The 22162-nt window shown below is 67.6% G+C and carries 30 protein-coding genes and 2 tRNA genes; 15 read left to right on the plus strand and 17 right to left on the minus strand.

Annotated features, from left to right (window positions below; all coding sequences use genetic code 11):
• Positions 1 to 341, minus strand: a 341-nt coding sequence (locus ACFQ4O_RS03680) for an FAD-dependent monooxygenase (RefSeq protein ID WP_378774293.1), incomplete at its 3' end; no start/stop codon positions are given.
• Positions 342 to 359: 18 nt separating this feature from the next.
• The gene (locus ACFQ4O_RS03685; RefSeq protein WP_378774294.1) at positions 360 to 608 is read right to left on the minus strand and encodes a zinc-finger domain-containing protein; all 249 of its coding nucleotides are present in this window, start codon (positions 606 to 608) and stop codon (positions 360 to 362) included.
• Positions 609 to 752: 144 nt separating this feature from the next.
• On the opposite strand from ACFQ4O_RS03685, the gene ACFQ4O_RS03690 reads away from it, so the two are divergent.
• The 6 genes from ACFQ4O_RS03690 (at position 753) to ACFQ4O_RS03715 (ending at position 4113) form a co-directional block, all read left to right on the plus strand.
• Complete coding sequence (locus tag ACFQ4O_RS03690; RefSeq protein ID WP_378774295.1) at positions 753 to 1505, plus strand: alpha/beta fold hydrolase; 753 nt, start codon at positions 753 to 755, stop codon at positions 1503 to 1505.
• A gap of 112 nt (positions 1506 to 1617) precedes the next feature.
• Positions 1618 to 2442 carry a serine O-acetyltransferase gene (cysE, locus tag ACFQ4O_RS03695; protein ID WP_378774296.1) on the plus strand — a complete coding sequence of 275 codons (825 nt, stop codon included), beginning with the start codon at positions 1618 to 1620 and terminating at the stop codon, positions 2440 to 2442.
• A gap of 38 nt (positions 2443 to 2480) precedes the next feature.
• A complete protein-coding gene (locus tag ACFQ4O_RS03700) occupies positions 2481 to 2726 on the plus strand; it encodes a hypothetical protein (RefSeq protein ID WP_378774297.1) in 246 nt (81 codons plus the stop codon).
• 227 nt (positions 2727 to 2953) lie between these two features.
• A complete protein-coding gene (locus tag ACFQ4O_RS03705; RefSeq protein ID WP_271203183.1) occupies positions 2954 to 3163 on the plus strand; it encodes a DUF3126 family protein in 210 nt (69 codons plus the stop codon).
• Between the two features lie 70 nt (positions 3164 to 3233).
• Positions 3234 to 3542 carry a DUF6949 family protein gene (locus ACFQ4O_RS03710; RefSeq protein WP_378774298.1) on the plus strand — a complete coding sequence of 103 codons (309 nt, stop codon included), beginning with the start codon at positions 3234 to 3236 and terminating at the stop codon, positions 3540 to 3542.
• A 40-nt stretch (positions 3543 to 3582) separates the two neighbouring features.
• On the plus strand, positions 3583 to 4113 hold the full coding sequence (locus tag ACFQ4O_RS03715; RefSeq protein WP_378774299.1) for a gamma carbonic anhydrase family protein: 531 nt from the start codon (positions 3583 to 3585) through the stop codon (positions 4111 to 4113).
• A 4-nt stretch (positions 4114 to 4117) separates the two neighbouring features.
• On the opposite strand, the gene sfsA is transcribed toward ACFQ4O_RS03715, so the two are convergent.
• A complete protein-coding gene (gene sfsA, locus ACFQ4O_RS03720; RefSeq protein WP_378774300.1) occupies positions 4118 to 4822 on the minus strand; it encodes a DNA/RNA nuclease SfsA in 705 nt (234 codons plus the stop codon).
• A gap of 91 nt (positions 4823 to 4913) precedes the next feature.
• On the opposite strand from sfsA, the gene ACFQ4O_RS03725 reads away from it, so the two are divergent.
• From ACFQ4O_RS03725 to ACFQ4O_RS03740, 4 genes are all read left to right on the plus strand, one after another.
• On the plus strand, positions 4914 to 5645 hold the full coding sequence (locus ACFQ4O_RS03725) for a competence/damage-inducible protein A (protein WP_378774301.1): 732 nt from the start codon (positions 4914 to 4916) through the stop codon (positions 5643 to 5645).
• Between the two features lie 178 nt (positions 5646 to 5823).
• Complete coding sequence (gene gpt / locus ACFQ4O_RS03730) at positions 5824 to 6345, plus strand: xanthine phosphoribosyltransferase (protein WP_378774302.1); 522 nt, start codon at positions 5824 to 5826, stop codon at positions 6343 to 6345.
• A 205-nt stretch (positions 6346 to 6550) separates the two neighbouring features.
• On the plus strand, positions 6551 to 6763 hold the full coding sequence (locus ACFQ4O_RS03735) for a hypothetical protein (protein ID WP_378774303.1): 213 nt from the start codon (positions 6551 to 6553) through the stop codon (positions 6761 to 6763).
• Positions 6764 to 7076: 313 nt separating this feature from the next.
• A tRNA-Leu gene (locus ACFQ4O_RS03740) sits at positions 7077 to 7162 on the plus strand.
• A 4-nt stretch (positions 7163 to 7166) separates the two neighbouring features.
• Here the strand turns inward: ACFQ4O_RS03740 and ACFQ4O_RS03745 are convergent.
• The gene (locus ACFQ4O_RS03745) at positions 7167 to 8150 is read right to left on the minus strand and encodes an HNH endonuclease (RefSeq protein WP_378774304.1); all 984 of its coding nucleotides are present in this window, start codon (positions 8148 to 8150) and stop codon (positions 7167 to 7169) included.
• 195 nt (positions 8151 to 8345) lie between these two features.
• On the opposite strand from ACFQ4O_RS03745, the gene ACFQ4O_RS03750 reads away from it, so the two are divergent.
• A complete protein-coding gene (locus ACFQ4O_RS03750; protein WP_378774305.1) occupies positions 8346 to 9254 on the plus strand; it encodes a DNA cytosine methyltransferase in 909 nt (302 codons plus the stop codon).
• A 35-nt stretch (positions 9255 to 9289) separates the two neighbouring features.
• Positions 9290 to 9712: a very short patch repair endonuclease gene (locus ACFQ4O_RS03755; RefSeq protein ID WP_378774306.1), complete on the plus strand. Its 423-nt coding sequence runs from the start codon at positions 9290 to 9292 to the stop codon at positions 9710 to 9712.
• On the opposite strand, the gene ACFQ4O_RS03760 is transcribed toward ACFQ4O_RS03755, so the two are convergent.
• The 8 genes from ACFQ4O_RS03760 to ACFQ4O_RS03795 all read right to left on the minus strand — a co-directional run bounded on the left by ACFQ4O_RS03760 (position 9709) and on the right by ACFQ4O_RS03795 (position 14567).
• Positions 9709 to 10005, minus strand: coding sequence for a hypothetical protein (locus ACFQ4O_RS03760; RefSeq protein WP_378774307.1), 297 nt, complete (start codon positions 10003 to 10005; stop codon positions 9709 to 9711). The genes ACFQ4O_RS03755 and ACFQ4O_RS03760 overlap by 4 nt on opposite strands.
• 1 nt (position 10006) lies before the next feature.
• A complete protein-coding gene (locus ACFQ4O_RS03765) occupies positions 10007 to 11659 on the minus strand; it encodes a glycosyltransferase (protein WP_378774308.1) in 1653 nt (550 codons plus the stop codon).
• A gap of 115 nt (positions 11660 to 11774) precedes the next feature.
• Positions 11775 to 12215 carry an HK97 gp10 family phage protein gene (locus ACFQ4O_RS03770; protein WP_378774309.1) on the minus strand — a complete coding sequence of 147 codons (441 nt, stop codon included), beginning with the start codon at positions 12213 to 12215 and terminating at the stop codon, positions 11775 to 11777.
• Between the two features lie 15 nt (positions 12216 to 12230).
• Positions 12231 to 12560: a hypothetical protein gene (locus ACFQ4O_RS03775; protein ID WP_378774310.1), complete on the minus strand. Its 330-nt coding sequence runs from the start codon at positions 12558 to 12560 to the stop codon at positions 12231 to 12233.
• Between the two features lie 3 nt (positions 12561 to 12563).
• Positions 12564 to 13292: a hypothetical protein gene (locus ACFQ4O_RS03780; protein ID WP_378774311.1), complete on the minus strand. Its 729-nt coding sequence runs from the start codon at positions 13290 to 13292 to the stop codon at positions 12564 to 12566.
• 170 nt (positions 13293 to 13462) lie between these two features.
• Positions 13463 to 13702 (minus strand): hypothetical protein, encoded by a 240-nt coding sequence (locus ACFQ4O_RS03785; RefSeq protein WP_378774312.1) that lies wholly within the window; start codon positions 13700 to 13702, stop codon positions 13463 to 13465.
• A gap of 27 nt (positions 13703 to 13729) precedes the next feature.
• Entirely contained in the window at positions 13730 to 14113 is a 384-nt protein-coding gene (locus ACFQ4O_RS03790; protein WP_378774313.1) for a hypothetical protein, read from the minus strand.
• 28 nt (positions 14114 to 14141) lie between these two features.
• Positions 14142 to 14567 carry a hypothetical protein gene (locus ACFQ4O_RS03795; RefSeq protein ID WP_378774314.1) on the minus strand — a complete coding sequence of 142 codons (426 nt, stop codon included), beginning with the start codon at positions 14565 to 14567 and terminating at the stop codon, positions 14142 to 14144.
• Between the two features lie 151 nt (positions 14568 to 14718).
• Here ACFQ4O_RS03795 and ACFQ4O_RS03800 point away from each other — a divergent pair, with 151 nt between their 5' ends.
• Positions 14719 to 15051: a hypothetical protein gene (locus ACFQ4O_RS03800; RefSeq protein ID WP_378774315.1), complete on the plus strand. Its 333-nt coding sequence runs from the start codon at positions 14719 to 14721 to the stop codon at positions 15049 to 15051.
• Here the strand turns inward: ACFQ4O_RS03800 and ACFQ4O_RS03805 are convergent.
• The 5 genes from ACFQ4O_RS03805 to ACFQ4O_RS03825 form a co-directional block, all read right to left on the minus strand.
• Positions 15048 to 15290 (minus strand): hypothetical protein, encoded by a 243-nt coding sequence (locus tag ACFQ4O_RS03805; RefSeq protein WP_378774316.1) that lies wholly within the window; start codon positions 15288 to 15290, stop codon positions 15048 to 15050. The two genes, ACFQ4O_RS03800 and ACFQ4O_RS03805, sit on opposite strands and share 4 nt — an antisense overlap.
• Positions 15268 to 15783, minus strand: coding sequence for a hypothetical protein (locus ACFQ4O_RS03810; protein WP_378774317.1), 516 nt, complete (start codon positions 15781 to 15783; stop codon positions 15268 to 15270). The genes ACFQ4O_RS03805 and ACFQ4O_RS03810 overlap by 23 nt, the downstream gene beginning before the upstream one ends.
• A gap of 1003 nt (positions 15784 to 16786) precedes the next feature.
• Positions 16787 to 19105 carry a bifunctional DNA primase/polymerase gene (locus ACFQ4O_RS03815; protein ID WP_378774318.1) on the minus strand — a complete coding sequence of 773 codons (2319 nt, stop codon included), beginning with the start codon at positions 19103 to 19105 and terminating at the stop codon, positions 16787 to 16789.
• Entirely contained in the window at positions 19102 to 19326 is a 225-nt protein-coding gene (locus ACFQ4O_RS03820; protein WP_378774319.1) for a helix-turn-helix transcriptional regulator, read from the minus strand. The genes ACFQ4O_RS03815 and ACFQ4O_RS03820 overlap by 4 nt, the downstream gene beginning before the upstream one ends.
• Positions 19327 to 19867: 541 nt before the next feature.
• Entirely contained in the window at positions 19868 to 21010 is a 1143-nt protein-coding gene (locus ACFQ4O_RS03825; RefSeq protein ID WP_378774320.1) for a tyrosine-type recombinase/integrase, read from the minus strand.
• Between the two features lie 98 nt (positions 21011 to 21108).
• Between ACFQ4O_RS03825 and ACFQ4O_RS03830 the strand changes: the two genes are divergently transcribed.
• Both ACFQ4O_RS03830 and ACFQ4O_RS03835 read left to right on the plus strand, forming a co-directional pair.
• A tRNA-OTHER gene (locus tag ACFQ4O_RS03830) sits at positions 21109 to 21217 on the plus strand.
• Positions 21218 to 21537: 320 nt separating this feature from the next.
• Positions 21538 to 21954, plus strand: coding sequence for a hypothetical protein (locus tag ACFQ4O_RS03835; RefSeq protein ID WP_378774321.1), 417 nt, complete (start codon positions 21538 to 21540; stop codon positions 21952 to 21954).
• The last annotated feature ends 208 nt before the right edge of the window (positions 21955 to 22162 follow it).

The following is a 22162-nucleotide window of genomic DNA, read 5'->3' on the forward strand; positions in this document are numbered from 1 at the left end:
GCGAGCACGGCGTGGAGATCGGCGCGGTGGATGACGCGGTAGGGCGCGCCCCAGCGGCGTTCGGCGGCGGCCCCGAGCGGGAGCCGGCGCAGCAGGCGACCGGATGGAGCGGAGACGATGCGCACGCCCTCAGGGCGGTTCGCCACGGCGTCGAGGGCGGGGCCGAGGCCGAGGGCGTCCAGCACCCGGCTGGCGTTGGGCGCGAGCTGCACGCCCGCTCCCGCCTCGCGCAGGATCGCGGTGCGCTCGAACAGCTCGCAGGCGACGCCCCGGCGCGCCAGCGCCAGAGCGAGGGTGAGCCCGCCGATGCCGGCGCCGGCGATCAGGACGGGCGAGGCCATCGCCGCGTCAGCCGCGTGTCAGGCCGCGACCGGTCCGCGCCAGAGGCAGCCGGCCGGGTCGGACTGGTCCGCGTGCAGGCTCGCGCGATACTTGTAGTGGGTGGAGCAGTAGGGGCAGATGATCTCGTCGTCCGAGCCCATGTCGAGATAGACATGCGGGTGGTCGAACGGCGGCTTCGCGCCGATGCACTGGAACTCCCGCGCGCCGATGTGGATGACGCTGACACCGGCGTCGTTGGCGAAATGCGGCGTTCCGTGGTCGGCCATGGCGCGTTCTCCCGGCGCTTCGAAGCTGTGCCGCAAGGCTTAAGTCCTTCTCGCCGCGGCGACAAGCATCTTCGGCTTTCGTATGGGGACCGGGACAGGTAGAACCGTCGCCGGAAAACCAAGAAGCGGGAACGGAGCCGCCCCATGCCCACCTTCGAGTCCGACGGTCTGACGCTCGCCTATCGCGACGAGGGCGACGGCGATCCGATCCTGCTGATCCACGGCTTCGCCTCCAATCTGGACGTGAACTGGGTCGGGCCGGGCTGGTTCGACGTGCTGCAGGCCGACGGGCGGCGGGTGATCGCGATCGACAACCGCGGCCATGGCGCGAGCGAGAAGCCCTACGATCCGGCCTTCTACGGCGCCGACCTGATGGCCCGGGACGCGCTCCGTCTGCTCGATCATCTCGGCGTCGCCCGCGCCGACGTGATGGGCTATTCCATGGGCGCGCGCGTCACCGCGCTGCTGGCGATCGACAACCGGGAGCGGCTGCGCAGCGCCATTCTCGGCGGCATGGGCGACGGGCTGCTGCGCGGCGCGCCCTCCGCGGACGCCATCGCCGAGGGGCTCGTCGCCCCGAGCGTGGACGACATCGCCAACCCCACCGCCAAGATGTTCCGCCGCTTCGCCGAGGCCACCGGCGCGGACCGTCAGGCGCTCTCCGCCTGCATGCGCATGCAGCGCACGCTGGTGGACGAGGCGAAGCTCGGGACCATCGCCACGCCGACGCTGGTCGCGGTCGGAACCGAAGACGACGTGGCGGGCGATCCCCGGAAGCTCGCCGATCTGATCCCCGGCGCCGAGCTGCTGCTGATCCCGCGCCGGGACCACAACCGCGCGGTCGGGGACAAGGTCTACAAGGCCGGCGTGCTGACCTTCCTCGAAAACCGCCCGTAAGCCGGCGCACGCGACGGGCGCGGATATTTGCAGCCATGCGACTTTGATCGCCTGCGCCGCGCCCCATGTGTGGTAATGAGCGAGGGACCGTATGGTCCGGGAGCATGACGAGATGGCCAAGCTGGCGCGCGCCGAAAGCCACAATCTGATGACGCTGGACCCCATCTGGGCGCGCATCCGCGCCGAGGCTGAGGAGTCCGTGCGCCGCGAGCCCGAGATGGCCGGCTTCATGCTGGCCACGATTCTGAACCAGGACAGTCTTGAAAGCGCTGTGGCGCATCGTCTCGGCGCGCGGCTCGGCCGCGATGAGGTGCCGGGCGATCTGATCCGCCAGACGTTCGAGGAGATGTCGGCCTCCGACGCCGGCGTGCCGCCGGCGCTCCGCGCCGACGTGGCGGCGGTGGTGGATCGCGATCCGGCCTGCAACCGGGCGCTGGAGCCGCTGCTGCACTTCAAGGGCTTCCACGCCATCCAGACCCATCGTCTGGCGCACTGGCTGTGGACGTCCGGTCGCCGCGACTTCGCGCTCTACCTGCAGAGCCTGTCGTCCTCGGTGTTCCAGGTGGACATCCACCCGGCGACCAAGATCGGCCGCGGCCTGTTCTTCGACCACGCCACCGGCGTGGTGATCGGCGAGACCGCGGTGATCGAGGACAATGTCTCGATCCTGCACGGCGTGACCCTCGGCGGCACGGGCAAGAGCAACGAGGACCGCCATCCCAAGATCCGCCACGGCGTTCTGATCGGCGCGGGCGCCAAGATCCTCGGCAACATCGAGATCGGCCACTGCTCGCGGGTCGCGGCCGGCTCCGTCGTGCTCCACGACGTGGCGCCCAACCTCACCGTCGCCGGCGTGCCGGCCCGCGTGGTCGGGGCGTCGCCCTGCGCCGAACCGTCCCGCAGCATGGACCAGATCTTCTACGACGCCGGCATCTGATCGCGTCCCCCCGCGCCGGCCTTGAGGGCACACGCGTCATGTCGCGCATCCATCTCGTTCTCGCAGTCGCCGGCCTCGGCCTCGCCGGCTGCGCCGTCGATCCCGCTCAGCAGCGGGCCATGGACATCGCCCAGTGCCGCGAATACGGCATGCGGCCCGGCACGGAGGCCTTCGCCACCTGCCGCATGACGCTCGACGTCGAGCGCAAGCGCGAGCGCAGCCGCCGTCTCGACGACCTCGACCGGCCCTATTGGGGCCCCTACGGCGCCTACGGGCGCTGGTGAGGCCTGATCGCGCCTGAGCCGTCGAGCCGCGGCGTTTCGAGCGTTCCGAAGCCCTGTCGCCGCCGTCCGGGCGATCCCGGCCGGCGCCGTCCGAGGCGTCGCGCGGCCTCCGCGCGAGGGTGAGGCGCGGCTTGCCACGGCCGCCCGGTCGTGGCACTTCCGGCGTCCGACATCGGCCGCCGCTTCGGCCGCCGGCCCCCGCATCCAGACCTCTCCGGGAGACGACCGTGGACAAGCTCGAACTCGAGCGCGTGCAGAGCTACATGCGCAAGCTGTTCCAGAACCAGACCATCCGGGTGACGAAGCGTCCGCGCAAGGACGACAGCGCCGAGGTCTATCTGGGCGACGAGTTCGTGGGCGTGCTGTTCCGCGACGACGAGGACGGCGACCTGTCCTACAACTTCCAGATGGCGATCCTCGAGACCGATCTCGACTGAACGTCCCGGATCGGGACGGCATGGGCCTTGCTGCGGAGGGGCGTATGACCCCCGTGGCAAGGAGGAGCCCGTGTCGCCCTTCCTCGCCAGCGTGCTGACGCTGGCTCTTGGTTTCGCCCTTTCGGGGCTCACGGCCTCCGCCTTCGAGGCGGCGACCGCGCGGCGCGCCAGCTTCCGCCTGCTGCGCGCGCCGGACGTGCTGGCGGTGGTCGCGGTGCCGCTCGTCACCATCGCCGCGCCCTACATGCTGGCGCGCAATCTGGCGGCGCTGCGCCGCAAGCGCCGCTCCACCGTTCTCGGCGTCGCCATTGGCGTGACGCTGGCGGGGCTGTGGAGCCTTGCGCTAGGGTCCGCGGCGCTGCAGGCGCTCGGCGTCTGACGGCCGCGCTCCGTTCGAACAGGCAAGGACACCCCATCCCATGGCGCTTTACGAACTCGACGGCGTTCGCCCGCAGACCCCCGCCAACGGCCGCTGGTGGGTGGCCGACAGCGCCGACGTGATCGGCGACGTGGTGCTGGAGGAGGACGCCAGCGTCTGGTTCGGCGCGGTGCTGCGGGGCGACAACGAGCGCATCACCATCGGCGCGCGCTCCAACGTGCAGGACGGCTGCATCCTCCACACCGATCCCGGCTTCCCGCTGACGCTGGGCGAGGACGTGACGCTCGGCCACAACGCCGTGGTGCACGGCTGCACGATCGGCGCCGGCAGCCTGATCGGCATGGGCGCGACCATCCTCAACGGCGCCAAGATCGGGAAGTCCTGCCTCGTGGGCGCCAACGCGCTCGTCACCGAAGGCAAAGAATATCCGGACTTCTCCATGATCGTCGGCTCGCCCGCCAAGGTGGTGCGCGAACTCGGCGGCGAGTGGGAGATCCGCCTGCTCGGCACCGCCGGCCGCTATGTGGCGAACGGCCGCCGTTACGGAGCCGGGCTGAAGAAGATCGGCTGACCGCTCACCCGACGATCGGGATCTCCCGGTCGAGAGTGACGCCCTCCAGCGTCACCACGCTCGTCCAGCAATGGGCCTCCACGCCCGCCGCGCGCGCGGCGTCGAAGGCCGCGCCATAGGCCGGGTCGATGTCGCGGGCGAGCGCGAAGTCGTCGCCGGGGCCCTGCACGATGAACAGCATGGCGGCGCGGGCGCCGGCGGCCGCCATGGCGGAGAGCTCCGCCAGATGTTTCGCGCCCCGCGCCGTGCGCGCATCCGGGAACTCAGCGCGCCGGTCCCGCCGCCACATGTGGACGTTCTTGATCTCCACATAGGCCGGCGGACGGCCGGGCGTCTCCAGCAGCAGGTCGATGCGGCTGTTGACGCCGTAGCGCACCTCCCGCCGCACGGCGTCGTAGCCCGCGAAGGCGGGGATGACGCCGGCCGTCACCGCCTCCAGCCCGAGCGCGTTCGGGACGCCGGTGTCCACGCCGACCAGCTCGTTCCGGCCGCCGATCGCCACCTCGACCACCACCCAGGACCAGGCCAGCGTTCCGCCGGTCTTCGGCCGCAGCCACACCCGCGCGCCGGGCGTGGAAAGCCCAAGCATCGCGCCGGAGTTCGCCACATGGGCCGTCACCTCGCGGCCGTCATCCAGCGTCACGTCGGCGAGGAAGCGCTTGTAGCGCCGGACGAGGCGGCCGGGGACGAGGGCGGAAGCGAAGCGCATGGCGGCGGTGCTCGGGCGCGGGGAGGGGCGATGTTGTGGGGCGGCGCGCTCTCCTCTACACCCGAAGCCGTTCCCGCACGAGACGCCGCCCATGACCGATACGCCCGCCACCGCCGCCGTGCTCGTCATCGGCGACGAGGTTCTGTCCGGCCGCACGCGCGACACCAACAGCGGCCACATCGCCCAGCGGCTGACGGAGATCGGCGTCGACCTCAAGGAGGTCCGCGTGGTCGCCGACGACGAGGCCGCCATCGTCGAGGCCCTGAACGCGCTCCGCGCCCGCTTCACCTATGTGCTGACCACCGGCGGCATCGGTCCGACCCATGACGACATCACCGCCGACGCGGTGGGAAAAGCGTTCGGCGTCGCCGTCGACCACGATCCGCGCGCGGTCGCCATGCTGCGCGAGCGCTTCGCCGACCCGGCGGACCTGAACGAGGGGCGCCTGCGCATGGCGCGCATTCCCTTCGGGGCGGACCTGATCGCCAATTCCGTCTCCAAGGCGCCGGGCTTCCGGCTCGCCAACGTGTTCGTCATGGCGGGCGTGCCGTCGATCATGGCGGCGATGCTGGACGAGATCACCCCGCTGCTCGCCCACGGCGCGCCGGTCTTGAGCGAGACCATCCGCGCCGACGCCAAGGAGGGCGACATCGCCTCGCCGCTCGCCGCCGTCCAGACCGCGCATCCGGGCGTCGCCATCGGCAGCTATCCGTTCATGGACGCCAACGGCTTCAACACCAATGTGGTGGTTCGCTCCCGCGACGCGGAGGCGCTCGCCGCCGCCGCCGACGCGGTGCGCGCCATGCTCGCCGCCCTGCGCTGAGGATTCTGTCGCGTCATTGCTCCATACGTCATGCCCGAGCGTGTCTCGGGCATCCACGACTGGACCGTTCAGGCTGCCGCCGCGCGAAGACGCGGAGACGCCCACGCCACGCGGGCGCCGGAGCGAAACGCCCCGGCGCGGTCCAAACCGGCTTAGAGACCCTTTCGGAGAGTTCGCCATGTCCGACGTCCGCGCCGAAAAGGCGTTTCCGGTCTACTGGGAGCAGTTTCACCGCGACGCCCGGGCGCTCGCGTGGCGGCTTGCGGGCGAGGCCCGCGGCTCGGGCGGGTTCGACGCCATCGTCTGCGTCACCCGCGGCGGTCTGGTGCCGGCGGCGATCGTGGCGCGCGAGCTCGACATCCGCCTGATCGAGACGATCTGCGTCGCGAGCTATCACGACTACAAGACGCAAGGGGAGCTGGATGTGCTCAAGGGCGTCTGCGATCGCGTCGCCAACGTGCGGGGCGGGGAGGGCGCCGGCGTGCTGGTGATCGACGATCTGGTCGACACCGGATCCACCGCCCGGGTGGTGCGCGCGCTGCTGCCCAAGGCTCATGTCGCCGCCGTCTACGCCAAGCCGAGGGGCCGGCCGATGGTGGACACCTTCGTCACCGAGGTCAGCCAGGACACGTGGATCTACTTCCCCTGGGACATGGGCCTGAGCTTCCAGCCGCCGATCCGGGACGGCTCCGCCGGCTGAACGCGGGCGGCGGATCTGTAAACGGCGCGCAAGTCCTGCGGCCGAAACGCGGCCTGGACCCCCGATCGTTGCGAAATTGTGAAACCTGCAGCCGTGCCGCATGCGAAAGTCGCATGGCTCCGGCGACCAGAACGCTCGTTGTGCGTTGCGGCATCAGGTTTACATTGTCTCCAACACCTTACGGTGACTGACTTTGGAGATGATCGTGGCTCGCAATCTGTCCGTCGCGATGGGCCGTCCGCTTCCGGCCTTTCGCATTCGCAACATGTTCCGTGACGCCGCGCAGGCGGTGGGGCTGATCTTCGCCGCGGGCCGCGTCGCCCGCGCGATGGAGGCCCGCCGCGCCCCGGCGCTCTCGGACCTCGAGACGCTCGGCCTCGGCGACGTGGCCGAACTGAAGCGTCCCTATCGCGCCTGACGGCGGCGCATCACGCTTAATTTGCGCATCTGAACGAAGCGCGCCGCGCCCTTGGGCCGGCGCGCTTTTTCGTGCGCGACTCGGCCGCGTGGCTTAGACAGTCTGTCGCTGTCGAAAAAACGATGGCCCGAGCGCGCGTGCGGACGTGGCGAAACCGGTAGACGCACGAGACTTAAAATCCCGATGTGTCCGCAGAAAAGCGCAATCGGATCATGCGCTTAGGTCCGGTTGCGCCGAATGAGGCCTGACATAGGCCCGACGCGCGCGGCTCGCATGAGTCGCGGGCATGGGTTATGGGGCTTGAAGACTGGAAGGCCGCTTGCCGAAACTGGTAGACGGAAGGCACTTAAAATGCCTCGGGCTTAGCCCGTGTGGGTTCGATTCCCACAGCGGCCACCACCTTCTACGATGCCTTCCTGACCTCATCGACCGTTAGGCAGGGCTTCTTGCTGTGGATGATCCGGTGGCAGCTCGCGCAGACCATGGCCATCTCGTCAACGCGGGTGATGCTGTCGGGCTGTAGCTCCTCGATCGGAACCTTGTGGTGGGCTTCGATGCAGCGCTCCCCATCGGGGCCGTACAGGGCGACCGGGTCCAAGCCGCAGGCCTCGCAGGTGAGCTTCCCACCGTTCTTGTCCCGGTAGTACTTCTTCGCCCGAGCCGCGAAGACCCTGTCGCGCTCCTTGTAGGCGTGGATGCGGGTGAGGAGCCGGCCCTCCTTGCCGACGATCTCCTCCTCCAGATCCGTCTCCGGCTTGGCGGCGGCGTCCTCCAGCGTCACCGCCGACCCCGCGTTCGTCATCCCGAATATCTCGGCCTGGATGGCGTTGATGCGGTCCGCCGCCTTCCGGATTTCCACAGAATTTACGGCCTTCGCGATCTCGACGCCGTGCGCCTCCACGGCAGCGGCGAGCGCAGGGTGTTTCGCAGCGATGGAAGGAATGCTCGCGAGGTCGACGGCTATAGCCTTGAACCTGTCCTGCAATTCGATCTGGAAGTCTGAGTTTCGGATCGAGACGCGGAGGGGCGCGAGCGTCGCGGTTATGCCGTCGTCCTCGATTATGTCGAAGTCCATGGCATCCATGACGAACGACTTGTTCTGGAGCGGGAATGCCACAGCGTGGGCGGTGTCCTCCCGCGCGGGCTCTGGAAGCCGAGCCACGGCCATGACAAGCTGCGGGAGGTGGAACTTCTTGCGGTTGTTCTTGTCAAACTTGCGCAGGCGCGGCTTTCCCTGCGCCTTTATCGCCCTGACCTCCGCCGGAATTGTAAGGCTCAACGGTTCAAAGAGTACGTTGATGTCCCGGTCTTCGAGAGAGTCTGCCGGAACATACTCGAACTCGCCGCGCCCACCTGACGATCTCCACCGCACGGAGCAGGTGGTCATGGTTAATCCTTTATCAGCTTGATTCGTGATAGTAGAGTACCAGCTAGGCGATTCTTCGCCACGTCCCACGTTGACGGGAAAGCGACTATATCGTATGGTCTGGGCGCGTTCTCGTTTTGTTCTGAATTTAGGAGCGATGCCCTGTCCTACAAGGTCGCCTCATTTTTCTCCGGGATCGGCGGCCTCGACCTAGGGTTGGAGCGCGCCGGTTTCAGCGTTCGCTTCCAGTGTGAGGTGAAGCCGTTCTGCCGCGATATCCTCCGGCAGCATTGGCCGGAGCTGCCCCTCGACGATGATATTAGGAGCCTAGATGACTCAGAAATCCCTGAAGCTGATATTTGGGCCGCAGGATTTCCCTGCCAAGACCTCTCGCTTGCGCGAATGGGGCCAAGATCTGGGCTTCGAGGAAACCAGTCTGGACTCTTTCACGACTTTATGCGGCTCGTTCGAGGACGCACTCCACGAGCCATTATCCTCGAAAACGTGCACGGGCTTCTCTCTAGCCACGGAGGACGCGACTTCGCCGTCGTACTCAAGGCGCTGGACGAACTCGGGTATGGCGTGGCGTGGCGTGTGCTTAACAGCAAAGACTTCGGAGTCCCCCAGCAGCGCCGTCGCGTCTACATTGTTGCCATGCATCGAGACGCAGCCGGTCCCGGAGAAGTACTTTTTGAGCCAGAATGCGGCGACTGGAATTCTAAGAAGGGTAGACAGGATGAAGAGAAATCTGCCTCCCTCTTTCAGACAATCATTGGAGATACTGTCAAAGGCCCCCTCGTAAAGAGCATCGCCCACTGCATCTACGCAGAGTCCGCGCGGCATACCGGCACCGATTGGTCGCGCAACTACGTGTGGTTTCCAGACGGCAGGGTGAGGCGCTTCACCCCGAACGAGGTCGAGCGAGTGCAGGGCTTTCCAGATGACTGGACGCGGCCGCGGAGCTTTGACGAGCGCCAGGCGGACCGCATCGACAGCCTGCGCTATCATGCCGTCGGCAATGCAGTGACGCCGCCCGTGGCGGAGTGGGTCGGTCACCGTTTGATGTCGGTGATGAAGGCGCAGGACCAAGAGACGCTGCGGTCTTCCCTCGTCGCTGCCGAGTGACCTGACCCGCGACGAATGCGGGCACGGAGGCTGCGATGGTCGATCAGATTTCAGCCGACCGGCGCTCAGCTGTCATGGCGAGGATCAAGGGAAAGAATACAGGGCCGGAGGTTCGGGTCCGCAAGGTGGCCCATGCGATGGGCCTGCGGTTTCGGCTCAACAGGACCGACCTGCCCGGCAAGCCGGACTTGGTTTTTCCCAAATTTCGCGTGGCGCTCTTCGTCCACGGCTGCTTCTGGCATCAGCACGACGGCTGCCGGCGGGCATCTATGCCGAAGTCAAAGACGGAGTATTGGGGGCCGAAGCTGCGCCGAAATGTGGAGCGGGATGCCTTGGTGGCGCCTGCGCTTGAACTGCTGGATTGGCGCGCAGTCATTATCTGGGAGTGCGAGACCCACGACTCCGAAGGCCTCGCAGAGATAATCCGCTGTCGCGTGATGCAGGACGTGGGAAGCTAACCGGCTGCCGGGCGCCGGCTTGTCCCGTCTACTCCGCTCTTCCGCATCTGGTAGGAGTACCACCGCACGGACTTTTCCGACGCGTGTGCGCCCTCGATCCGGGCATTCACCTCGTCGGCTATTCGCCGATAGGTCCACTCGGGATGCTCGACGATAAGCGACCGAGCAAGAACACCGACACCGAGCGCTCTGCGGCTCGATACGGCGACCCGTGGCGGCTTCGAAGCCTCGGGCGCTTCGGTCTGTGCTTCGGCGGTCGCCGAAGCCTCCGCGGTCTTCCTCTTTGCTGCCATGTCACTCTCCTGTTAACTGGACTGCCGGCGCATCCTGTCGCGGATCGAGGCCGGCGGGAGCCCCCTTGGGACGGGCGACGACGCCGTGCGCCGTCTTGGCCCAGCGGTGCGGGCGGACGGAGAGGTCAAGCAGCCCCACGGCAAGCGCCCACGAGGTGAGCAGCCAGTAGAGCGGCAGGAGGGGCACGAGCCAGAGGCCGACGCCCCTGCACGGCCGACGCCTGAGCACGGCGAGGTGGAGGGCGAAGGCCGCGGCGTATCCGACGCATAGGGTCGCGGCCTGGGCGGCGAGGAGCGCGTCGCCCGCTTCAGAGCCCGCCGACTGCCAGAGCGAGCCGTCGAGCGTTCCCCACGCGACCAGCACCAAGCAGACCGGGTGCGCTGCGATCGACAGAAGCGAGAGTGGAAGCTGGACCAGCAGCGCGAGGGCGGCGGGGACGCCCATCTCCCGGACCGCGACGACCGGCTGACGAAGGTGAACGAGCGCGGTCACGGCGAAGCCCTTCAGCCAGCGGCCGCGCTGCTTCACCCAAGCACTGACCGTGACCGGCGCTTCTTCCCATGTCGTGCTGTCGATAGAGGCCGAGCGCCAGCCGAGCCGGGCCAGCCTCACCGCCAGATCGGCGTCCTCCGTCACGTTCCAAGCGTCCCAGCCTCCGGCCTCGACGAGGGCGCGGCGGCGGAAGTGGTTGGACGTTCCGCCCAGCAGGAACGGCAGGCCGTGGCGGGACAAGAACGGCACGACCGCGCCGAACAGGGCGAGGTAGTCCAAGGCCCAGAGGCGGGTGACCAGCGGCGCGCCGGCCGCATGATCGCAGGCGAGCCTCGCCTGCACGACGGCGAGGCGCGGGTCGGCGGCGAGCGCCGCGGCCGCGACCCTGAGCTGGTCGGGCTCCGGTCGGTCCTCTCCGTCGTAGACGACCACCAGCTCGCCGCGGGCAAGCGCGAGGCCGACGTTGCAGGCCCTCGGTTTCGTCCTCGGGGCGCCGTCCGGCACGACCACCGCGCGGAACGGCGCCGCAGTCAGGTGCCGTCGCGCGGCGGCCTGCGTCTCGCGGTCGTCAGCCTCCATCAGCACCAGGACCTCCAGCCGGTCGCGGGGATAGTCGAGCGCCGACAGGTTCCGCACGAGGTCCTGGACCACTGCCGCCTCGCGGTAGAGCGGCACGAGCACGGTAACGGATGGGAGCGCCCCATCGGCCAGAGGCTCGGGCCGACGAGGAGGACGCACTGCCTCGGTCGCCGCGCCGAGCCGGACGGCCGCGACAGACAGGAAGGACATGAGCAGGAGGATTTGGGGGAACAGCGGAACGGCCGCGAGCGCGGCCACGGTTAGTCCGGTCGTCGTCAGCCCCTTTGGCCCGATCCTGCGCAGTCGGCGGGCGGACAGACGGTCGGGCAGCTTTTCGGAGGCGCGCGCAGCGAGTTCAGCCGCGTGCCTGTCCACCATGGCCTGGTAGAGCGCCGCTTCGGTCGTGACTACAAGCAGGGCGGCAAGGTCGGGGCGGTGCCGCACGACCCAGGCTAGTCGCGGCATGAGGTCGGGACGCGGCGCGACGGCGACCATGTCGCCGGACGGCCCGCGCACCCGCAGGCAGAGGCTCGCGACCGGCGGGCCGGAGGCCGTCACCTGGTCCGCGAACGGCAGCCCCAACGACCTTGCCCACTCTCTCGCATCCGGTGTCCACTGACGCATGGCGTCTCCCCCTCGTTGTCGATGGGGCCATGCTGTCGTGTTGGGTGGGCTTCGCGAGCGGGGCGGGAGGAGATTATTCCCCGATGATCTTCGCGCCTCGGACGGTCGCTAGTCCCTCCAGGACGGCGGTGCGGACGAAGTCGGCGGGAGCCTGCTTTGAGTGGCCGTCGTTGAGCGCGCCGATGTGGGGCGCGTTGTTCGTGATGTGGATCTCGCGGTTGGCGTGGGTGTCGAACGCCTCAATGGTCGGCGCGCCGGCCTCGATAGCGGCGGCGGCGTTCGCGTCGCCGGTCGAACCGCCCTGTCCCGGCACGCGCGCGGGGAAGAGCCCCTCGAAGGCGCGGTCCAGCTCGGGCGTCCAGTTCGACCGGGCCATGCCGGTGTCGACCGGTGTCGACTCGACGACCGACCGCAGGACGGCATGGGCGCAGTCCTTCATCGCCCGCTCGACGTTGCCCTCGACCTGCACGGCGATGCGGTCGAGCCGCCTCGCCAGGTCGTCAAGTCCGGCCATGGCCAGGTCCTCCGTTCAGTGCTGCGCGCCCGCGCCGGAGGCGAGCCGGAAGGTGAAGTAGCGGTCGAGTATCTCCAGCATGATCGGGTCGTCCGAGAGGTCCGGCCAGCGGTCGTCTGACGGCCAGTGGCCCCGCACCCACTCGAACCCGTCGCGGCTGATCCGCAGCGGGTGGACCGCGACGCGCTCGTAGCCGAGCCGGGCGAGGGCCAGCTCGCAGATCGTGACCCGCGCGCCGACGCAGGGAACATCCGGCCCGTGCAGCATGAGCCAGAGCTCGTGGGGAGTGGTGCGCGCGCAGCCCGCGAGGAGCTCGCGCAGGTGGTCGTCGGTGATCTTGGCCATGGCTTAGTCCTCCTCGTCCGGCAGCTCGGCCGCGCCGAGCGCGGAGCGGTCGCGGGCGCGCAGCGCGAGCCCGACCCGGTCGACGGGGCGGCCGGTCTCGAACTGCCTGTCGTCTAGGAGGGAGCGCTGCGTCAGCTCGCCCACTTCCATGATGGCGGCCTGGATGGCCCGATGCTCGTCGCCGACCAGGAGGTCGGCCAGCTCGTGCGGGGAGAACGGGCGCTCGCCGTGGGGCATGCGTCCGACCTGCGAGGCGAGCACGGCCGCGAGCTCGCGGTCCTTCGAGGACACCGCGAGCGCGGCGAGGCTCGCCAGTTCCACCTTGCCGGAGTGTTCGAGCTGCTGGATGAGGCGCGACCGACGCTCGCTGCCGAGCGACTCTCGCATGAGCATCTGCATCGGGCTGTGGTAGTGCGCGGAAGCGTCCTCCGCCTGTCGGCGCAGGGCGTCGAGCTCGCGCAGGCGCGCGGTCCTCGCGTCGGCGCTGTCCCTCTTGAGGTCGGCGCGCAGGCCCCCGAGGGCGCGGTTCAGAATGTGGGACTGTTCGGACGGGGAAAGGTCGTGCAGGTTGGCGCGCAGCTCTTCCCGGCGCTTCGCCACCCGTTCGTTCATCTCGGAAATGCGCTTGGCGTTCTCCGAGTGGAGCTCGCGAGCCCGCGTGAGCGATGCCTTCAGATCAGTCACTGACCTCCAGGGCTTCGTCAGGGTGGGTGGAGCCTTCTTCTGTGCCATCTGGTTCTCCTTCGACGTTGAGCGTCACGCTCAACAAGGCCGGAGGACCTTGGCGCGGGTCACAGCCCGCAGTAGAGCGTCCACCTCCATTGAGGTGACCGGATCGGCCCATCGGCCGATCCGTAGACGTCGTCAGAATGACCAGTTGCCGTGCCGGGTCGGACCAGCACTTACGCCGCCGCCATCAGCCCCTTCGCCCAGTTCCGCCGATAGGCCGCCGGCAGCTCGCTTGCGATCAGGTCGAGCGCCGCGTGCCCAGGCCCCATCTCAATCTGGAATGCGCGCATTCCCGCCCACGCCGTCGCCGCCGCAACCCGCTTCCTCTCGGTGTCGAGGTGCGAGAAGCGTGCGATATCCTCCCGAGTCGGCACGATGCCCGCAGCCTGAACGTCCTTCTTCGCCTTGCTCATAATCCTTCTCCTTTTTGGTGAATTGCCTCAGGCCGCGTCCAGAGAGACGCCGATGTGCCGCTTCCAGTCGTCAGCGGCCTTGCGCTGCGCCAAAAGCCCGTACTTCACACGCTCGATGTGTCGCTTGGACTCTCGCAGCTCCGCACCGTCCACCAAGTCGTATGTGAGCATTGCCCAAGGTCGAACGTAGGTCTCCATATTGTCGTGCATAAGCGCCAGCATGATCTGAACGCCGTACGACGAATGTCTATCGAGATCGTCCATGAGAGCGAGAATCCTCGCTGCACGCCCGATATTGTCGGTGCCGACAACCTCCGGCATAAGCCCGCCTATATCGTGCTGAAACGCCGAGACGACCGAAGCCACATGAGCGTTGGTCACGATTACTTCAGTGCTGCTGTTCTCAATCATCTTGATTCATCCTTGCAGAAAATGGGGATCAGGCCGCCGCCAGAAGGCGCTCGGCAACCGCAGCCTCGATCTCGGAAGCCCGCTTCGCCTCGCGCGTCGCCTTGGCCTTTGCAGCACGCAGCGCGATACGCTGGGCACGCTCGCTAGAAGCACGCTCGGCCGCCTCATCGGTCGGGCGAACGAGACCGTAGGTCTCGATGGCCCACTGCTCGATGAAGCCGTGACCAAACGACTCCGCAGTGAGCGCAATCACAGGGCTCGACATCTCAATCATCTCGTAGAGAGCGTCCATGTGAGCGATGACAGCACCCGCCAGCATCGCTCCCTCAAAATGCACGTCGCGCTGGTCGAGATTGGTGATGTCGTTTCCCATGGCCCTAAGCGCACGGTCGACATGCTCGGCCGTGACCACGATCTTGGGCAGGCCGTTCCAAAAATTCTTCTTCTCGGTCATGTTTTCTCGTCTCCACTTTTCCCTCCGCACAATCGCGGGAGAGACATTATGGAAACACAATAGATGTGCGATTTCATCTGGAATTGACTTGACGAATACTTGTATTGGTTCAATATCGTCAACCATGACGAAGCACCCGAACGGATGGAAGGTGAACGGCCGCGAGTACGTGCGGAAGAGCACGCTCATCCGCACATTCGTGAAGGAGCTGGTGAACGCAGGCGAGCCAGTGACGCACTCGGCGGTCATGGCGATGCTCGACAGGGAGCGGCCGGGCCACCGGACATTCCCCACCGAGATCAGCAGGGCGCTGCTCGGAGCGGCGCCTGCCGGCGCGCGACGGAGGGACGGGCAGCGGGTCGAGGCGGACGGGGTGGCCTACCCGAGCCTTGCGTCGGCAGGTGAGGCCCACGGCATATCGAAGGAGGCCGCGCGGAAGCGGATCAACAGCCCGCACTTCCCGACGTGGAAGCTGCTGGGCTAGCCGCCGGACGAGGCGCGCTGGCCCTCGGCGTGCTCGCCGGCCATGGCCTCCCAAAGCTCGATCGGGAACGGGTCAAGGCGCCAGAACCACGCTCCGGTCGGACGGCCGTGGAGGCGCACGAGCTCGTCGCCCCCGCCGTACAGGGCGACGACGCCGGGCGCGGTCTCGTCCAGCGACCGGGCGAGCCGCTCGGCCTCGCGCAGGTCCCGGAGGGTGTCAGACCAGGAGCGCGACGCCATCCGTCCCCTCCGCGAGGGCGATGTCGCCCTGAACCTGCTGGTACTTCTCCAGGAGAGCGATGAGCGAGGCCCTGTCGTCGGGCGGCATCCGAGCGATCACCATGGGGTCGAGCCCGCCGGAGCCGGAGGCGTCCCCAGCCACCTGTAGGAACGAGCCGAGCCGCTCGGGCCACCGGAGCCGCAGAAGGACCTCCGTCAGCCGGTCCGAGGGCCGGACGTCGTCGAAGGAGCGCGTGAAGGCGTGGCCGAGGACGGCCGTGAAGGCGTCGTCCATCGCCACGGCGTACCTGGCGCGGAACTCGGGGTCGCGGCGGCGGTGGTCGTGGATGGTGGAGGCGCTGACGCCGACCTCCTCGGCGGCGCGCTTGGGGCTGCCCGTGCGGCCGACGATCTCCAGGACGGCGTCCTCCACCTCGGGCGACCACCTGCGGTCCATCTCCGGCCTACGCCGGCCCTCCTCGAACCGGAGCGCCGCCTCCTGCTTTCTGTCCATGTCCGTGCCTCCTGCGCGCACCGCGTCCCGCGCACCGTGCGCCCCGCGAGGCGGGAAGCACGCCAGCGCTTTTCAAAATTCTGGGAAGCCCCGCACCGGGCGGCCTTCAAAATTTTGGAGAATGAGGCCCCCGGCGCCCTCCCTGCACAGGGGAGGCTACGGGGCACACGGAGGCCCCAGGACGCCGGCCCCTTCTCCACGGGAAGTGGGTTGTTTCCCGCGCCTCCGTCGGGCCTGGGCTCGGGCCGGGGGAAAGGCCCCCTCCAAGCGATTGCAATGCTTGGTCTTTTCGGCCTCCCGGAGGGACGCAGGACAGGCGATCCCCTGTGTCTACGTCCCAGGCCACCGCATCGCCGCGTCTGCGCTGGCGCCCACGCCTACGCGCCTGGCGCGGGCTCCTCGACCACGCCACGGCGCATGGCGGCGTGGGGCATGGGCGTCGCCTGCGGCACTCGTGGGGGAGCTGCTATGGCGGGGAGGCCTCCAGCCTCGCGCGCGAGGACGTACGGAATGCGGGCGGCCATCGAGAGGCCGCGGAGGCTTGGAGGACAGTGCCGAGGTACGCTCCATGCCTGAAGGTCGATGCCGAGGCGGCAGCACCCTATTCGACCAGGGAGAGGCCCCATGGAGGCCAGAAGCCCAAATGCCTTCAGGACGCTTCGGTCGTTTTGAAGAAGCTATGCGTCCGGTCTAAGTGCATGATCCGTAAGCATAAAGACGCTTCGGACGACGGACGCTTCTTTTTTCTACTTCGCCGTACGGTTTTTCTCGTCGCTCCGGCTAACATGCCCCTAAGTCGATCCCTCTATCCGGAGCTGAATTTTCGTAGAACCGATTTATATACTGTCTAAAGTGTCTATAGTGTCTAAATATAAGATATATATATATTTTTCTTCGGACGCTTTGAGGATCGTAAGCGTCTCTAAGCGTCCGTCCCATGCATCCCGTAGGTCGGACAGGTCGGACGGGCCCTCCCTCGGTGGTGGAGGGAGGGCATCGCCGGTCAGTCGAACATGCTGGAGGCGCCGAGCCGCTCCTCGAACAGCTCTCGGGCCTCCGACAGCGAGGGGAGCCACCAGGCCCTCTCGCCGCCCTTCGTCTTGCCGGTCTGGAGGCCCAGCGACCTCCCGGCCGTCGCCAGCGCGCGGTGGCTGGCCTTGGCGCTGAAGACCCTGTTCGCCTTCAGGTAGCGGTCGTAGTCCTCCAGGAGCTCGCCCTTGGAGACCGGATCGAGTTCCGCAGGCCCACGGTCCCAGGCGATGGGCTCCGTGACCGGCAGCGACCCCCGGTCCAGCAGCGCCATCCACCACTTCGATGCGTGGTCGAGGCTCAGGGCCTTCTGCTCGGCGAGGGCCTGAGTCTTCGGGATGCCGCGCGAGGGGTGCCAGCCCTCGATGTCCATCGCCAGCAGGTCGTGGAGCATCGCTGCGAGCCCGCCCGCCGCCATCTGGGCGTTGAGCGCCCCGAAGAACGCCTTGTCGTTGCGGCGCGCGTCCGACACGTCGAAGACCGCGAACCTGCGTGCGTCGAGGCCGGCGGGAATGACCCACTCGTTGTTGCTCGCCATCATCAGGTGGATGAGGTTTCGGCCGGGGACGATGTCGGCGCCCTTGCCCTCGAACGCGATGACCGGCTCCGTCACGAGCTGCTTCAGAACGCCCTCCGCCTCCTTGTGCCCCGGCCAGAACGCCTCGTCCGCGAACAGGAAGGCGACGGTGCGCAGGTGGGCGTTGAACCGACCCGCGAACTGGGCGGGCGACGACACCGTGAGGCCGTGCGCGCCGGTGATCTGCATGAGCGCGCGCCCAAGCGTGCCCTTGCCGGTTCCCTCCCGGCCGCGGAAGGTGATCGCTGCCTCAGGCGAGGTGCCGGGATGCTGGAACATGAAGGCCATCCAGCGCAGGACGTAGTCTGAGGACGCGCGGTCTCCCGAGCAGAGCACCTGCTCGATCAGCTCGCGCATCAGGGACCAGTTGCCCGGCTTCGGCTGGACCGCCCAGCCGCGCCAGAGGTTGAGCTTGCCGCGGTCGCGTCCCTCGGGATCGAGGACGATGCCGGGGTACTTGCGCCGACGGGGGCTCGCCAGCCAGAGCTCGGCGACGCTCACCTCGCGCCGGCTCCCCACCGCCTTGACGCGCTCGTCCTCGTGGTAGTGGAGGAAGTCGGCGCGCGACATCTTGGTCCAGACGCGGCGCGGAGGGTCGAAGACGCCGTCCTCGTCCTCCATGAAGATCGCGAACTTCCCGCCGTTGATGACGCAGCAGAAGCGGTCGTTCATTTGCTCGACCAGGTCGCGCTCCCGCGAGCCGTGCGCCTCGGGCGTGTCGTCGTCGGGGAAGTCGTCCCGAGGGTCCGAGCGCTCCGCGGCCTCGACCAGGTCGCCGCGACCCGCCTCGTGGAGCGCCTTGTAGAGGGTCAGGCGCGTTACCGAGGCCGGCCGGTCGGTGCCGAAGGACTCCCACCTTGCCCGCGCCGTGCTGAGCCTGTCGGCGTAATCCGGGTCGGTCGCGCACCAGTCGAGGAAGGCGTCGATGCCGTCCCCGCCGGTCGCGTGGTGGCAGGCCATGGCGATCGGAAGCCACAGGTCGTTGCTGCCAAAGTCGCGCGCGTCCAGGCCCTCCAGGAGCATCGAGAGCTGTTCCGAGGTCATCGCGCCGTCTTCGGCCGCCGAGGACGTCGGCGGCCTCTGCAGAAGGCTGAGGAGCGCGTCCGGCGCGTCCGGCGCGGCCACGTCGTCTCCGAACAGAGGGTCCCACTCGTATCGACGGCCGTTCGGATGCACCGAGGGCGGAACGACGACCTGACGGCCAACCGTCTTGAACTCGATGCCGGGGTACTCTTCCAGGGCGTCGCGCACCCGCAGGCCCTCGGCCTTCCGCAGGTAGATGTGGACGCCGCCGCCGCCGGTTTCGACGGTGGGCGCGTCCGGCAGGCCGACGTCTGCCCTGAGGCGCGCGAGCGGGTCGTCGCCGGGGTCGTAGTTGCGGGGATCGGCGTCAACCACGAGCTGGTCGTCGCGGAGGCGCGCGCCGAGGTTCTTCCCGCGCCTGATGTGCGCCTCCGCCTCGGCGGCGGTGAGCGCAGCGTCGCGCCGCCAGCCGGAGCGCAGCGGCGCCTTGCCGACCGACCGGCCCTTGGCGTCAACGTCGTCCGGGGCATGGAGTGGGATCAGGTCGAGGAGCAATGGCGTCGCCGTCTTGAAGGGTGCGGCATCCTTGGTCACGACGTCGCGCTTGAACTCCGCTCCGTCCTTCTCCAGAAGCCTGCTAGCGGGCGCGTCGATGACAGCGGCGCGCCCGTCCTTTTGTTCGAGCGGGCTCATTGCAGCGCCTCCTTGCCGAACGACTCCACGAAGTTCCGCAGGTCGCGCACGGCGTACAGCACCTTCCGGCCCATCTTGATGTAGCGAGGACCGCCGCCGCGCGAGCGCCACTCGGCGAGCTGCACCGCGCTGATGCTCGTGAAGACCGCCGCCGCCTCGGTGTCCAGGTATTCGCTGGGCGGCTTAGCCAGTCCCTTCTCGATGCGTTCGAGGCGCAGCAACGCCTCCCTTAAGAGCCCTTCCATGTCGTGTCCTTTCCGACGCGCTGTTTCGATCGGACGACGCTACCGAGGCCGTGGGACTCGACATACCAACACTTCGTGCCGGACCGTGTGGAGGGCGCATTCTCTCCGAGGGTCCGCTTGACGCCTCCAGAACGCCAGATTGGCGTAGCCGAACGGAGGCCGCTGATGGACGCATTTTGGGAACGCATTTGGGAGGAGGCCGACGCCGAAGATGCCGAGCTCGGCGCGCTTCGCGACGGCGCCAGGCTCTACGCCATGGAGCTTGAGGGACAGGAGGCACTGGAAGAGGACGCCGGCCGGAGGGCCAGACTGCGCGAGGCGCGGGAGGCAGCGGAGGCCGAGTGGCGATCCCTCGACCCGCTCCTCCGGGCGCTGCGCCGTGCGGCGCTCAGGGAGCAGACCTATGCGGGAGACGCTCCGAGGCTCCGGCGCGCCTTCATCGCTCTGGAACAGTACGAGCGCGGGCTTCGGGACCGCGACCACCGGCCCGGTGAGGCCGGGCGGCGCGAGCTGTCCGTCAGGCGCCGCGCGGGCGGACGAGCGCCGCGCACACCTTCTCCTGGGCCTCGCGCATGTGCCCGAGAAGGTGCGCTCGCGTGACGTAGCCCCAGGTCACGCCTGCGGGCCGGTGGTTCATCAGGAGCGTGACCGTCTGCATGTCCACGCCCGCCTCAAGCGACCAAGTACGGTAGGTGTGCCGCATCTGGTGAGGCGCGTGGGGAAACTCGTCGGTGCGGCGCATCTCCTCGATGTGGCCCGACTTGCTGGTGATCGACGGGAAGACGAAGGGGCTCGCCAGCGGCGCCGTCTCCTGCCTGACCCTCTCAAGCACCTGAAGCAGGTGACGGGGCAACGGCAACCGGAAGGCCCTGTCGGCTCCTCCCTTCGGCGACGGCACCGTCAGGACCCCATCCGCGTCCAAGTGCTCCCACCGCATAGACCTCGCGTCGTGCGACCGCAGGCCGGTCAGGAGCATGACCGTCCAGCACGCCGCCCTGACTTGGTCCTCCATCGCGTCGAGGCGGCGCCACGCCTCCTTCAGGCCCGCGGCGTCCAGCGCCCACTTCCTCGGCGCCTCCTTGTTCATCCGCACAGCCCGGCTCACCGGGTTCGGCGGCAGGTCCTGGGTGCGCGCGGCGTCGTTGTAGACCGCCTTGAGCGCCCTCATCGCGCCGTTCGCGCCGTAGGGCCCGTTCTTCTTCGTGATCTTCTCGTGGAGGGCGCGGACCGTCTCCCGGTCGAGCTTGTCCAGTGGGATTTCGAGGATCGGCTTGAGGACGGCGAGGACCTTCTCCTCGTACCAGGCCACCGTGCTCGGCTGGAGCTCGGGGCCGCGGGTCTCCTTGTACCGCTCCCATGCCTTCCGCAGGCTCGGCACCGCGCGCTTCGGTGCCCGCGGGTCCTCGCCGCGCCGCAGCGCCAGCTTGAGCTCCGCAGCCTTCTCGCGGGCGGTCTTGAGGCTCACCTCGTCGGTGCGGCCGATGACGATGGAGACGTACCTGTCGCTCCCGTCGTTGATCCTTCCCACCAGCTTGTAGCTGGAGGACTTGCTACCCACGACGATGCGCAGGCCGGACACGTCGGCGTCGTAGATCTGCTGTCCCGCCTCGTGCTCCTCGGCTATTCGGTTGACCGTTCCCTGTGTTAGCTTCGTACCCATGTTCCGTGATCCTCATCATCGAGCCCGGACCCGAAGTCAGGCCCGGTACGAGACCAGGTCCAACACGGCCCTACACGATGATGATGTCGCGGAACTCAGGGGGCGTAAGCCATGAAACGGCTCGACATATCCCTGTATGTCATTGATTCTAAGACTTAAAATCTTGCGCCGCAAGGCGTGCGGGTTCGAGTCCCGCCGTCCGCACCACCTGCAATGTTCTCAGCAAAATAAATTATTTGATCCGGATTTTGCGTCTCTAGTTACGGCGGCCATTTGTAGACGCTCTTTGTAGCCTTCCTTAACGTTGTAGCGGGGGTATGGCAGCAAGTGTGGATCGTGATCTACATGGCTGCCTTGGGCGACATCAACGACGTGTTAGGACGGGAGAAACTTGGCCTTCTTGCTTCGTGTGCCCATTGGTGAGATCGTCGTCACCATGAGCAACGTCGATTTGAGGGATCGCGATGATAGATCGTGCTGCTCGTAATCACGCAGCGCTCGCGCTTCGGCGTCTGATCTTGGGTCAGATGACCAACGATGACTTTGAGTTCTCGCAGCCCGACACCAAGGACGAAGCTGTCTTAGCGGTCTACGACACCGCATGGCTTCTCTACGACGATCACGATATCCACGTCTTGAGCGGCAGATATAAAATTTCGCCCGATGTGAAGCGTGAAGTTACACGCTGGATATTGTTTCTCGACAGCTCCCATGAATACGTCTGGCCGAAGATCGCATGGCCTGGGTCAGATCCTCAAAAACGAGTCCGTATTGGCGGCGTATGGCGTCGACGCTTGCTGTGGCAGTTTCAAGCTCTTTCCCAGGCTGAAGCAGACACGTTCTTGGCGGCCGGCGACTATGAGGCTTGGCCCTTTGCATCGCGGGCGGACTTCAAGTCTGCGCTGCGCTCCCCTCGGCGCCTGAGCGGAAAGATTGCCGCGTAGAACAAGCTCAGGCGATCGCTGGCGGCTGTCTTGTCTGGGCGCGAAGGATTTCAACGCTGCTAAAAACGCCCGCCAGCGCGCCCCCTGCGGCGAGAAGCGCTCTCAGGTGGCCAGGAATACGGACGGGTTTGTTCGCTGGGCGCCAGCGACACGATCTGCTCGCCAAGCAGCGCCGCGCGGGAGCTTGACGACGCGACGATTACGACGC

The sequence above is a fragment of the Methylopila musalis genome (assembly GCF_042679725.1).
Lineage (GTDB): Bacteria > Pseudomonadota > Alphaproteobacteria > Rhizobiales > Methylopilaceae > Methylopila > Methylopila musalis.

Excerpts from the sequence above, each read along its gene's own strand:
- ACFQ4O_RS03805 (WP_378774316.1), bottom strand. The coding sequence starts at position 15,290 with ATGGCGTCGCGCTCCTGGTCTGACACCCTCCGGGACCTGCGCGAGGCC.
- ACFQ4O_RS03795 (WP_378774314.1), bottom strand. The coding sequence starts at position 14,567 with ATGACCGAGAAGAAGAATTTTTGGAACGGCCTGCCCAAGATCGTGGTC.
- ACFQ4O_RS03760 (WP_378774307.1), bottom strand. The coding sequence starts at position 10,005 with ATGGCAGCAAAGAGGAAGACCGCGGAGGCTTCGGCGACCGCCGAAGCA.
- ACFQ4O_RS03755 (WP_378774306.1), top strand. The coding sequence starts at position 9,290 with ATGGTCGATCAGATTTCAGCCGACCGGCGCTCAGCTGTCATGGCGAGG.
- ACFQ4O_RS03745 (WP_378774304.1), bottom strand. The coding sequence starts at position 8,150 with ATGACCACCTGCTCCGTGCGGTGGAGATCGTCAGGTGGGCGCGGCGAG.
- cysE (WP_378774296.1), top strand. The coding sequence starts at position 1,618 with ATGGCCAAGCTGGCGCGCGCCGAAAGCCACAATCTGATGACGCTGGAC.
- ACFQ4O_RS03790 (WP_378774313.1), bottom strand. The coding sequence starts at position 14,113 with ATGATTGAGAACAGCAGCACTGAAGTAATCGTGACCAACGCTCATGTG.
- ACFQ4O_RS03815 (WP_378774318.1), bottom strand. The coding sequence starts at position 19,105 with ATGAGCCCGCTCGAACAAAAGGACGGGCGCGCCGCTGTCATCGACGCG.
- sfsA (WP_378774300.1), bottom strand. The coding sequence starts at position 4,822 with ATGCGCTTCGCTTCCGCCCTCGTCCCCGGCCGCCTCGTCCGGCGCTAC.
- ACFQ4O_RS03685 (WP_378774294.1), bottom strand. The coding sequence starts at position 608 with ATGGCCGACCACGGAACGCCGCATTTCGCCAACGACGCCGGTGTCAGC.
- ACFQ4O_RS03785 (WP_378774312.1), bottom strand. The coding sequence starts at position 13,702 with ATGAGCAAGGCGAAGAAGGACGTTCAGGCTGCGGGCATCGTGCCGACT.
- gpt (WP_378774302.1), top strand. The coding sequence starts at position 5,824 with ATGTCCGACGTCCGCGCCGAAAAGGCGTTTCCGGTCTACTGGGAGCAG.
- ACFQ4O_RS03835 (WP_378774321.1), top strand. The coding sequence starts at position 21,538 with ATGACCAACGATGACTTTGAGTTCTCGCAGCCCGACACCAAGGACGAA.
- ACFQ4O_RS03780 (WP_378774311.1), bottom strand. The coding sequence starts at position 13,292 with ATGGCACAGAAGAAGGCTCCACCCACCCTGACGAAGCCCTGGAGGTCA.
- ACFQ4O_RS03725 (WP_378774301.1), top strand. The coding sequence starts at position 4,914 with ATGACCGATACGCCCGCCACCGCCGCCGTGCTCGTCATCGGCGACGAG.
- ACFQ4O_RS03715 (WP_378774299.1), top strand. The coding sequence starts at position 3,583 with ATGGCGCTTTACGAACTCGACGGCGTTCGCCCGCAGACCCCCGCCAAC.
- ACFQ4O_RS03700 (WP_378774297.1), top strand. The coding sequence starts at position 2,481 with ATGTCGCGCATCCATCTCGTTCTCGCAGTCGCCGGCCTCGGCCTCGCC.
- ACFQ4O_RS03770 (WP_378774309.1), bottom strand. The coding sequence starts at position 12,215 with ATGGCCGGACTTGACGACCTGGCGAGGCGGCTCGACCGCATCGCCGTG.
- ACFQ4O_RS03825 (WP_378774320.1), bottom strand. The coding sequence starts at position 21,010 with ATGGGTACGAAGCTAACACAGGGAACGGTCAACCGAATAGCCGAGGAG.
- ACFQ4O_RS03810 (WP_378774317.1), bottom strand. The coding sequence starts at position 15,783 with ATGGACAGAAAGCAGGAGGCGGCGCTCCGGTTCGAGGAGGGCCGGCGT.
- ACFQ4O_RS03775 (WP_378774310.1), bottom strand. The coding sequence starts at position 12,560 with ATGGCCAAGATCACCGACGACCACCTGCGCGAGCTCCTCGCGGGCTGC.
- ACFQ4O_RS03690 (WP_378774295.1), top strand. The coding sequence starts at position 753 with ATGCCCACCTTCGAGTCCGACGGTCTGACGCTCGCCTATCGCGACGAG.